Annotated in this window: 9 protein-coding genes; 4 read left to right on the top strand and 5 right to left on the bottom strand. The window is 74.0% G+C overall.

What is annotated here, in order from left to right:
• The coding region (locus tag VK501_RS26020) for a GAF domain-containing protein (protein WP_324342759.1) at positions 1-1,422 on the bottom strand (1,422 nt) is incomplete at its 3' end.
• A 274-nt stretch (positions 1,423-1,696) separates the two neighbouring features.
• Here VK501_RS26020 and tkt point away from each other — a divergent pair.
• Positions 1,697-3,745, top strand: coding sequence for a transketolase (gene tkt / locus VK501_RS26015; protein ID WP_324342757.1), 2,049 nt, complete (start codon positions 1,697-1,699; stop codon positions 3,743-3,745).
• Positions 3,746-3,936: 191 nt separating this feature from the next.
• Here tkt and VK501_RS26010 read toward each other — a convergent pair whose 3' ends face one another.
• Complete coding sequence (locus VK501_RS26010; protein ID WP_324342755.1) at positions 3,937-5,319, bottom strand: transglycosylase SLT domain-containing protein; 1,383 nt, start codon at positions 5,317-5,319, stop codon at positions 3,937-3,939.
• A gap of 71 nt (positions 5,320-5,390) precedes the next feature.
• On the opposite strand from VK501_RS26010, the gene VK501_RS26005 reads away from it, so the two are divergent.
• Positions 5,391-6,275 (top strand): site-specific DNA-methyltransferase, encoded by an 885-nt coding sequence (locus VK501_RS26005; protein ID WP_324342753.1) that lies wholly within the window; start codon positions 5,391-5,393, stop codon positions 6,273-6,275.
• Here VK501_RS26005 and VK501_RS26000 read toward each other — a convergent pair.
• The 3 genes from VK501_RS26000 to VK501_RS25990 all read right to left on the bottom strand — a co-directional run bounded on the left by VK501_RS26000 (position 6,241) and on the right by VK501_RS25990 (position 8,669).
• A complete protein-coding gene (locus VK501_RS26000; RefSeq protein ID WP_324342751.1) occupies positions 6,241-6,984 on the bottom strand; it encodes a class E sortase in 744 nt (247 codons plus the stop codon). The two genes, VK501_RS26005 and VK501_RS26000, sit on opposite strands and share 35 nt — an antisense overlap.
• A 2-nt stretch (positions 6,985-6,986) precedes the next feature.
• Positions 6,987-7,337: a hypothetical protein gene (locus tag VK501_RS25995; protein ID WP_324342749.1), complete on the bottom strand. Its 351-nt coding sequence runs from the start codon at positions 7,335-7,337 to the stop codon at positions 6,987-6,989.
• A gap of 192 nt (positions 7,338-7,529) precedes the next feature.
• On the bottom strand, positions 7,530-8,669 hold the full coding sequence (locus tag VK501_RS25990; RefSeq protein ID WP_324342747.1) for a helix-turn-helix domain-containing protein: 1,140 nt from the start codon (positions 8,667-8,669) through the stop codon (positions 7,530-7,532).
• A gap of 44 nt (positions 8,670-8,713) precedes the next feature.
• Between VK501_RS25990 and VK501_RS25985 the strand changes: the two genes are divergently transcribed.
• Both VK501_RS25985 and VK501_RS25980 read left to right on the top strand, forming a co-directional pair.
• On the top strand, positions 8,714-9,202 hold the full coding sequence (locus tag VK501_RS25985; protein ID WP_324342745.1) for a nuclear transport factor 2 family protein: 489 nt from the start codon (positions 8,714-8,716) through the stop codon (positions 9,200-9,202).
• Positions 9,203-9,243: 41 nt separating this feature from the next.
• On the top strand, positions 9,244-9,911 hold a 668-nt coding region (locus VK501_RS25980; RefSeq protein ID WP_324342743.1), incomplete at its 3' end, for an alpha/beta fold hydrolase.

Raw genomic sequence — 9,911 nt, 5'->3', positions numbered from 1 at the left:
GACCGAGGCGCTCGACAACGCACAGCAGGCGACGGCTGAACTGCGCGAGCTCGCCCACGGCATCCTCCCACCGGTCCTGACCCGGGGCGGATTGCGCGCGGGCGTGGCCGCGCTGGCGTCGCGGATGCCGGCCTCGCGGATGGCCTCAGGGAGCGGGCCGATGGCGTCGGCAAGGTTGTCGATCCGCGCCGGACGCCCCGTCTCGAACACGCGCGAGCCGAGGTTCCGACCCCCAAGCGGCCACCGGCTGCCCACGGGAACGTGCTTACCTCCACCACCCCAGGCGCCGACGATGACAAACGTGCCGTCGTGCTCGAAGCGGTCCATCGTCGCCAGGTCTACGGCAAGCAGCCGCCCGATCTCCTCGGTGACCGCCGTGAACAGCTCCTCCGGCCGCGTCCCGCGCGCCACCAGCGTCGCGACGCGCCGCAGCGCGGCCTGCTCCTCGGCCAGCCGGGCGAGCCCGGCACGGCTCTCGGCATTCGCGATCGCCGTCGCCAACAGCTCCGTGAACGAGACGAGGCGCGCCTCGGTGTCGGCCGGTAGCGGCTGCTCGGCGGTCGTACCGGCGATCATCACACCCCAAAGACGGCCGTCGACGACGACCGGCGTCCCGACCGCTGAGCGGACGCCCACCTCCCGGAAGGCGGTCACGGCGCCCGGGTCGGAGAGATCGGCATAGCTGTCGATCCGAGCCGGGCGGCCGGTCTCGAAGACCGCCGTGGCGACGTTCTTTCCCCCAAGGGCCCACCGGCTGCTCACGGGAATGTGGTCGAGTGCCTTGCCCGAGTGGGCGACCATGCTCAGCGCACCGTCGGGCTCATAGCGGCTGAGGCCCGCGTATTCGACCGGAAGCAGCCGCCCGACCTCCTCGGCGACCGCCGCGAACACGTCCTCCGCCGCCACTCCCCGCGCCACCAGCGTCGCGACGCGCCGCAACGCCGCCTGTTCCTCGGCCAGCCGGGCTAGGGCAGCCCGGCTCTCGGTGTTCGAGATCGCCGTAGCGAGCAGCTCGGTGAACGCGACGAGCCGCTCCTCCATGCGGTCGGGTACCGGGCCACGACCGGCGTTGACCATCATCGCGCCCCAGATCTCGCCGTCCACGATGATCGGGGCGCCGGCGGCCGCACCGAACCCGGCCTTGCGGCCGGCGGCGGCGATCGTGCCGGGTATCCCGGTGAAGTCGTCGATCCTCGCAGGACGACCGGTCTGCAGAACCTGGAACAGGAGCGTCGGTCCGTCCAGCGGCCAGCGGGTACCGGCCTGGAACGGATGGGGAAACTCGCTCCAGTCTCCGATCACGGTCGCTGTCGTCCGGTCTGGGTCGTAGCGGCACACCACCACCAGCGACACGCCGACGACGTACCCGACCTCCCTCGCGATCGCGGCGAAAACGTCCGCCGACGCCGCCCCGCCGGCCACCAGCGCCGCGATCCGCCGCAGCGAGTCCTCGCGCGCTCCCAGCCAGGAATCAGGCACGGCAACCTCCGAGCGGAATCTCTCCTAAGCCACGAACATGGTGTCCAAGTCAGGATACTCCGGGCCTTGCCGCGAGCCTCGGACAAGGTGCCGCCCCGCCAACACCCGGGACGTTCTTCGGCGCGCGCTCTCGCGCGGTAGGCCTTCGGCACCCCACCGGGCGTCCACGTCCCGACGCGCGGCAAAACGGCGTTCGCTGGTGGGTAGGTTGTCCTGCATGGAAGCCGCCTCCCCCTCCACCTCCGTCGACCGGCTCAGCGTCGACACCATCCGGACGCTGTCGATGGACGGCGTCCAGAAGGCCAACAGCGGTCACCCCGGTCTGCCGATGGGCATGGCTCCTGCCGCGTACGTCCTGTACGCCAAGGTGATGAACCACAACCCCAAGGACCCCGGCTGGCCGGACCGCGACCGGTTCATCCTCAGCGCGGGCCACGGGTCGATGCTGCTCTACAGCGTCCTGCACCTCTCGGGCTACGACCTGCCGCTCGACGAGCTCAAGCGGTTCCGCCAGTGGGGCTCGCTGACCCCGGGCCACCCGGAGCGCGACCGCGTGCACGTCACCCCCGGCGTCGAGGTGACCACCGGCCCGCTCGGCCAGGGCTTCGCCAACGGCGTCGGCATGGCCTTCGCCGAGAAGTTCCTGCGCCAGCACTTCGGCAAGCAGGTCATGGACCACTACATCTACGCCATCGTCTCCGACGGCGACCTGATGGAGGGCATCGCCGCCGAGGCCGCCTCGCTGGCCGGCCAGTACGGGCTCGGCCGCCTGGTCTACCTGTACGACGACAACTCGATCTCGCTCGACGGCCCCACGTCGCTGAGCTTCGACTCCGAGGACGTCACGAAGCGCTTCGAGGCCTACGGCTGGCACGTCGAGGAGGTCCACGACGCCAACGACGTCGTCGCGCTGCAGTCGGCCATCGAGGAGGGCAAGCGGCACGAGACCAAGCCGACGCTCGTCCGCGTGAAGTCGATCATCGGCTACCCGTCGCCCCACAAGCAGGGCACGAGCAAGGCGCACGGGGCGCCGCTCGGCGAGGACGAGGTCCGCGCGACGAAGGAGGCCATGGGCTGGGACCCCGACGCCCACTTCCTGGTTCCCGACACCGTCTACGCCGACTTCGCCCAGGCCGCCGAGCGCGGTGCCGCGGCGCAGGCGCAGTGGCAGGAGCGCTTCGAGAAGTGGCGGGGCGCCCACGAGGAGCTCGCCCAGCAGTGGGACCTGGCGTGGGAGGGCGGCTCCTACGGCGGCCGTCCGCTGCCGGGCCTCAAGGACGCGCTGCGCAGTATGGATTGGGCCCTCCCACCCGGCAAGGAGAAGCTGGCGACCCGTTCGGCCGGCCAGAAGGCGATGGCGGCGATGGCGCCGTTCGTCCCGACGCTCGTCGGCGGCGCCGCCGACCTGTCGGAGTCGACCAAGACCGAGTTCCCCGGCGGCGACGACGAGCGCTTCACCAAGGAGCACGCCGGCCGCAACATCTTCTTCGGCGTGCGCGAGCACGGCATGGGCGGCGCGGTCAACGGCCTGGCGGCGCACGGCGGCATCGTGCGCCCCTACGGCTCGACGTTCCTGCAGTTCGCCGACTACATGCGCGGCGCGATCCGCCTCGGCTCGCTCACCGGCCTGCGGACCGCCTGGGTCTACACCCATGACTCGGTCGCCCTCGGCGAGGACGGCCCGACCCACCAGCCCGTCGAGCACCTCGCGGCGCTGCGCGCGATCCCCGGCCTCACGGTGATCCGGCCCGCCGATGCCAACGAGACCGCCGAGGCGTGGCGCGTGATGATCGAGGACCTCGAGGGCCCGGCGGTCATGGCGCTCTCGCGGCAGGACCTGCCGATCCTCGACATCGACTTCGACGGCGTCGGCCGCGGCGCGTACGTGGTCTCGCCGGAGCTGGATCCCTCCCAGCCGGCGCGCGTGACGCTGGTCGGCACCGGGGCCGAGGTCCACACGGCGATCGAGGCCCAGAAGCTCCTGGCGCAGGCCGGCGTCGCGTCCCGCGTCGTGTCGATGCCGTCCTGGGAGCTCTTTGCCGAGCAGGACGACAGCTACCGCGACGACGTGCTGCCGCCGACGATGCCGCGCGTCTCGGTCGAGGCCGCGATCACGATGGGCTGGGAGCGCTGGGTCGACCGCGCGGTCGGCATCGACCGCTTCGGCGCGAGCGCGCCGGGCGCCGAGGTGCTCGAGAAGCTCGGCATCACCGGCAGCCACGTGGCGCAGGTGGCCAAGGACCTGCTGGGCGCGATCGGCTCGTAGCGGCTGGCGGCTGCCTCGGAGGGGGTGGGCCTGTTTGGCGCGGTGTGGCCGCGGTCGACGGGCCCACCCCCGTGGGCGCCGGCGGCAGACCGACCCCGCCGGCGCCCCCTCGAACTCCGTCGTCGCTGCCCCGCTCCGACGCGTGCAGGCCCCACGCGCCCGCGCCGGGCGCCACCAGCGCCGCGCCCGCCCTACGGCAGATCCGTCGCGCGCGGGCCGACCGTCACGTGGATGACGGTCGGCTCGCGTGACCAGGCGATGAGGTCCAGCGCGGTCAGGCGGTCCAGCCAGAACTGCAGCGCCTGGGCCTGGGCGGGGGCGCGGTAGCGCCGGCTGACGTCGAAGGCGAACCCGGTGGTGTGCATCGACGGTGGCGCCTCGGCCCCGAACACGCCCTGGCTGGAGCGCTCCTCGGCCGACACGCTGCGCGACGCCGACGTCACGACGATCGGCGCGGTCTTCGCCACCTCGCGGACGCCGAGCGCCAGGTAGCGCAGGAGCTTCAGCGCGTCGGGACGCAGCGCACGCCGCGCCGGTGCTGCGGCCGCCAGCGCGCGGGCCGGACGCAGCGCCGGACCGGCGACGACCACGAGCTCCGAGGTCTGCAGCGCAGCGTCGTCGGCGAAGCGCGGCGTGCGGTCCGGCGGGCGCAGGACGTCCTCGCCGGCCGGGCTGTCGTTCAGTGCCGCCTGCGCGGCGACCTTCTGCGGATCGTCGCGGTAGAGCGACATGATGGCCTTGGCTGCGCCGATCCGCCACAGGTAGGTCGCCGAGTCGTCGCCGAGACCGGCGAGCACCCGCCAGGCGGCCGCGTGGCGCAGCGGCGTGGAGTCGAAGAAGAGCTGCGCGTAGGGGATGTCCGACTTCCCATAGGCCTTGAGCGCGTTCTGCAGGTTGCCGACGCCCATGTGATAGCTCTCCACCGCGAGATCGGCGCGGCCCAGCTGGCCCTGGGCGAACTCGAGGTAGCGGGTGGTCGCCTCCAGCGCCTTGCGCGGGTCGAAGCGCTCGTCCACCTTCCGGCGCCGCGCCGCGAGCGCGCGGATCCGGCCGGCCGGCCCGCCGCGGGCGATCCGCCGCGTCAGCTTCTCCGACGCCGCGACGTCGACCTTCAGCCCGAGCAGGTCGGTCGCGGTCTGCGCCAGGATCTGGGTGAGGCCGACGGCCGAGGACAGGTCGGAGGAGGCCGCGACGTCGGGACGGCCGGCGCTCTCCAGGAAGACGATCGCCTCGAGCGTGTCGGGATCCTGGTGGGCGCGCCGGGCCACGTCCTCGATCAGCGGCCGCAGGCGCGCGACCCGCGCGGCGGTCGCCGGTGCCCCGCCCGGGCTCTTGGCGTAGAGCACGTGGCTGAGGCCGGCGGCGGCGCGGCGCTCGAAGTCCTGGCGGGCGCCGCCGTCGTAGGCCAGCGGGTCGCGCGTCGTGTCGGTCGCGCCGCGGCCGGGCGCGAGCTGGCGCGGGCCTGGCTGGTCGGCGCTGTTGCCCAGCAGCGCCACGGCGGCCGCCGCCGCGAGGACGACGACGACCGCGAGCAGGGCCGACCGCGCGATCGGCGACCGCGTGGACTTCAGCATCGCCGGCGCGCAGACGGCGGCGCGGGTCGCCTTCTTCGCATCGTCCGGTCACCGTGGCAGATTCGCCGCCCGTGCGCGTCGTGCAAGACATCACGAGCTCCCTGGCCCTGGACGACGACCTGCTCGTCTGGGGCGAGAACCTGGCGATCCTGCCGCGGTTGCCCGACGGCGCGTTCGACATGGTGTACATCGACCCGCCGTTCAACACCGGACACGACCAGGTCCGCGCGACGCTGCGCGCGGTCGCCGACCCCGACGGCGAGCGCACCGGGTTCGCCGGCCGCCGCTACCGCACCGAGGAGGTCGGCCGCATGTCCTACGCCGACCGCTTCGACGACCTGCCGGCCTACCTCGCGCCGCGGCTGCGGGAGGCGCGCCGGCTGCTGGCCGACCACGGCACGCTCTACGTCCACCTCGACCCGCGCGAGAGCCACTACGTCAAGGTGCTCCTCGACGAGACCTTCGGGCGCGAGTGCTTCCTCAACGAGCTGATCTGGGCCTATGACTACGGCGCGAAGGCTCGCCGGCGCTGGCCGGCCAAGCACGACGTGATCCTCGTGTACGTCAAGGATCCCGACCGGTACTGGTTCGACGACGCCGAGGTCGACCGCGAGCCCTACATGTCGCCCGGCCTGGTCACGCCCGAGCAGCGGGCGCGGGGCAAGCGGCCGACGGACGTGTGGTGGCACACGATCGTCCCGACCAGCGGCCACGAGCGCACCGGCTACCCGACGCAGAAGCCGGCGGGGATCGTGCGCCGCATGGTGACCGCGTCGTCGCGGCCCGGCGGCTGGTGCCTGGACTTCTTCGCGGGCTCGGGCACGCTCGGCGCGGTCGCGCGGGAGCTCGACCGGCGGTTCGTGCTGGTCGACGCCTCGCCCGAGGCCGTCGAGGTGTGCGAGCGGCGCCTGGGCGGCGGCGCTACGCCGGGGTCGCAGACACCAGCCGCGCGCTGACGACGATGCGCTCCGCGGCGCTGTAGAGCGGGTGGCAGGCGGTGAGGACGAGGCGGCGCTGGCCGGGGTGCGAGCGCAGGGCCGACGCGTCGCCGGGCGAGGTGATGCGCTTGGAGATCACCTTGTAGGTGAACTGCCCGTAGGGCATCTTCATCACGATCGAGGAGCCGGTCTGCAGCTGGTCGACGTGGCGAAACGGCGCGCCGTAGGTCGTCCGGTGTCCCGCGAGGCCGACGGTGCCGTCGATGCCCGGCAGCACGGTTCCCCGGTAGTGGCCCGGACCCTTGGTCAGCGCATCGTGGCCGGTGGACTCCACGACCACGGCCTTCAGGCCGATGCGCGGGATGTCCAGCGTGCCGAGCGCCGCGCCGGCGGACCGCGCGTGCAGGAGCTTGAGCGCCTGGCGGCGCATGCGGTGCGCGCCGGTCTCGCTCGGGGCCTGCGGCACCTCGGCGGCGAGGGCCTGGCGCAGGCGCGGGAGCTCGCTGCGCAGCGCCGACTGGCTGCGGGACTGCTGCAGCGCGGTCAGCGGCTCCTGCCAGAAGATCGTCAGCAGGCCGTCGGCCAGCAGCGCGACGCCGGCGGTGAGGCCGGCGAGCAGGACCAGCCGGCGCACGCGCCGCCGGCGGGGTGGACCCGGCACGGGCGGCGCGGCGGCGGGCTCGGAGGGCGAACCCTCCGGCGCCGCCGCGCTGCGCCCGGCGGTCACGGCTACTGCTGCGAGCGGCGGCGGTCGCGCACGAGGAACGTGGCGGTGCCGCCGGCCAGCGCGAGGCCCAGCGCGATGAGCAGCAGCGGCTCAGCGCCGGTGAAGGCGAGGCTGTCGGGAGCCGTGCCGGCGGGCTGCGCGGCGACCGACGGAGCCACGCTGGTCGATTCCTGGCCCTCGGTCGCGGGCGCGGGCTCGGCCTCGGCCGTCGTTGTCGGCGGCTGCGTCGTCGTCGGTACGGTGTTGGTGTAGCCGCTGAGCGACTCGGTGGTGTTGGTGTCCTGAGCTGAGGCGACGCCTGCAGCGCAGAGAAGGCCCGCGACCATCAAGGCCAGGGCAAAGCGGATGCGCACGATCGAAGATCCCTTGTTGGGTCGGGTAGACGACTGCGGATCGTACCCGCATCGGCGGCGATACACCGCGGTGCAGGGAATCGGCAGGCCTCGGAGCCGTGTATATCCCCGGGCTGCGGCCGACGCCGACATCGACCTACGCGAGGGCGGCCGCGTCCGGTTCCGCTGGCTCAACAGCGACGAGGGCGGGGCTCAGCGCGCCGGCGGTCCGGCCACGCGCAGCGCGAGGGCCAGCTCGAAGCGGGCGCCCGGATCGTCGAGGTCGTCGCCGAAGCGCTCGCGCAGGCGGGCCAGGCGGTAGCGGACCGTCTGGTGGTGGAGATGCAGCATGCGCGCGATCTCACGCGGGCGGCCGGGATGCTCCAGCCAGGCGGCGAGCGTCTCGCGCAGCAGCCGCTCGCGCGCCGGCGGCAGACCGGTGAGGGGCTCCAACCGACGGGCCACGAGCACCTCGCCCGCCGCGGCGTCGGCGTGGAGCATCAGGTCGGCGAGATGGTCCTCCCAGACCAGCGCGCGGTCGGCGGGCAGGACGCCGGCGACGGTGAGCGCCGCGACGCGCCGCGCCCGGGCCAGCGAGAGGGGCGCCTGCTCGGGCGGCACCGCGGGTCCGGCCGCGAGTGCGACGCCGGCGTCGAGGAGGGCGCTCGCGCCGTCGCCGTCCTCGCGGGCGATCGCCAGCGGCGTGCCGTCGGCGTGGCCGAGCAGCAGCACGCGGTCGTCCAGCCGGTCGACCGAACGGCCGAGCAGCACCGCCACCCGCAGGCTCTCGGGCAGCGGCCAGCGCGCTGCGCGCGCCAGCCCGGAGGTGTCGTCGGCGCGGCCGGCCACGAGCGCGTCGAGCAGCGCCTGGCGCTCCCGGGCCCGCGCGCCGCCGACCGCGGCGGCCTCGTGCGCGAAGCCCTCCAGCGAGTTGGCGGCCAGCTCGTCCATGAAGGCCATCGAGGCGGTCGCCAGCGCGAGCACCGCCGCAGACGGCACGTCGAGCTCGGCGGCGAAGCGCGCCGTGTGCCGCCAGCCGACCTGCGCTCCGACGCGGTAGCCGGCCAGCAGCGCGTCGACGCTGACCCCAGCGGCGGCCATCGCGGCGCCGAACGCGATGTGGCGATCGCGCTCGTCGGGCGCGCCGCCGTCGAGCAGCGCGATGAAGCGCTCGTGCGTGACGGCGATGCCCTCGCGCATCACCGCGGCGTCGACGCGAGCGACGAGGTCCGGCTGCTCGCGGTGCAGCCGCCCCTCGGTCTCGTCGACCAGCGCGGCCAGGTCGGCGCGGAGCCGGCGCGCCAGCTCGTTCAGAGCTTCGTGATGAAGTTCGGTGGTGGGTTCGTGCTCCATGGCCGTAGAGCGCGGCGTCGCTCGTGCGTAGCGTCGCACAGACCATGATCTCCGTCGACAGTCCGCTCGCCGCCTACCGCGCCGCCGCCGAGGCGCGCGACGTCCCCGCGATGGTCGCCCGCCTCGCGCCGGACGTCACCCTCTCGTCCCCGATCACCGACGGCTTCCAGTTCCGCGGGCGCCCGCAGCTCGCCGCGCTGCTGGAGGACGTCTTCGCCGTCATCGACGACGTCCGCTACCTCGTCGACGCCGGCGACGACCGGACGCGGATGCTCACACTGGAGGCCCGCGTCGGGCGTCAGCGCATCGACGAGGCGATGGTCGTCAGGCTCGACGACGAGGGGCTGATCGAGCACATGCAGCTGTTCATCCGCCCGCTGCCCGGACTCACCGCGCTGGCCGCGGCCCTTGGTCCGCGCGTGGCGGGGCGCCGCAGTCGCGTCCGGGCGATCGCCGTGCGGGCGATGATCGCGCCGCTGGCCTTCATGACGCGCCACGGCGAGGGCATGGGCTCCCGCCTCGCGGCGCCGTAGATGACCGCACGGCGGCCGGGCCGCACGCCATCATCGGGCGGATGGCACCGCTCCCCGTCCTGCTGATCTGCGGCCTCTACTTGACCCCGCGGATGTATGCCGACCAGCTGCCCGAGCTCTGGCGGTTCGGCCCGGTGACCGTCGCCGACCACACGCGCGACGACGACCTCGACGCGCTCGCCGAGCGCATCCTCGCCGACGCCCCGCCGCGCTTCGCGCTCGCCGGGCTCTCGATGGGCGGCTACCTCGCGCTGTCGATCCTGCGCCAGGCGCCGCAGCGCGTGGATCGCGTCGCGCTCATGGACACCGCGGCCACGCCGGATGCCGAGGAGCAGACGGCGCTGCGGCGCGCGGCGATCGAGCTCCTGCGCGAGGAGCGCTTCGACGAGGTCGTCGACGAGGTGTTCCCGCGGCTGGTGCATCCGTCGCGCGCCGGCGACCCGGGGCTGCGCGCGCTCCAGCTCGACATGCTGCGCGCCACGGGGGCCGAGGCGGCGATCCGCCAGCAGACCGCGATCATCCACCGGCCCGACGCGCGTCCCGGCCTGGCCGACGTCGACGTGCCGGCGCTCGTGCTCGTGGGCGACAGCGACCGGATCACGCCGCCGGAGCGCGCCGCCGAGCTGGTGGCGGGGATCGCGGGAGCCCGATTGGTCACGGTGCCGGCCTGCGGGCACCTCTCGACGCTCGAGCGCCCCGAGGCGGTCAC

It is taken from the genome of Baekduia sp. (genome assembly GCF_035318805.1).
Classification (GTDB): Bacteria; Actinomycetota; Thermoleophilia; order Solirubrobacterales; family Solirubrobacteraceae; genus Baekduia.
Note: the sequence above shows the minus strand (reverse complement) of the source record. Positions and strands in the feature narration are given on the sequence as shown.

What these genes read in the sequence shown, in the direction of transcription:
- tkt (WP_324342757.1), top strand. Translation starts at nt 1,697, where the DNA reads ATGGAAGCCGCCTCCCCCTCCACCTCCGTCGACCGGCTCAGCGTCGAC.
- VK501_RS26010 (WP_324342755.1), bottom strand. Translation starts at nt 5,319, where the DNA reads ATGCTGAAGTCCACGCGGTCGCCGATCGCGCGGTCGGCCCTGCTCGCG.
- VK501_RS25990 (WP_324342747.1), bottom strand. Translation starts at nt 8,669, where the DNA reads ATGGAGCACGAACCCACCACCGAACTTCATCACGAAGCTCTGAACGAG.
- VK501_RS25985 (WP_324342745.1), top strand. Translation starts at nt 8,714, where the DNA reads ATGATCTCCGTCGACAGTCCGCTCGCCGCCTACCGCGCCGCCGCCGAG.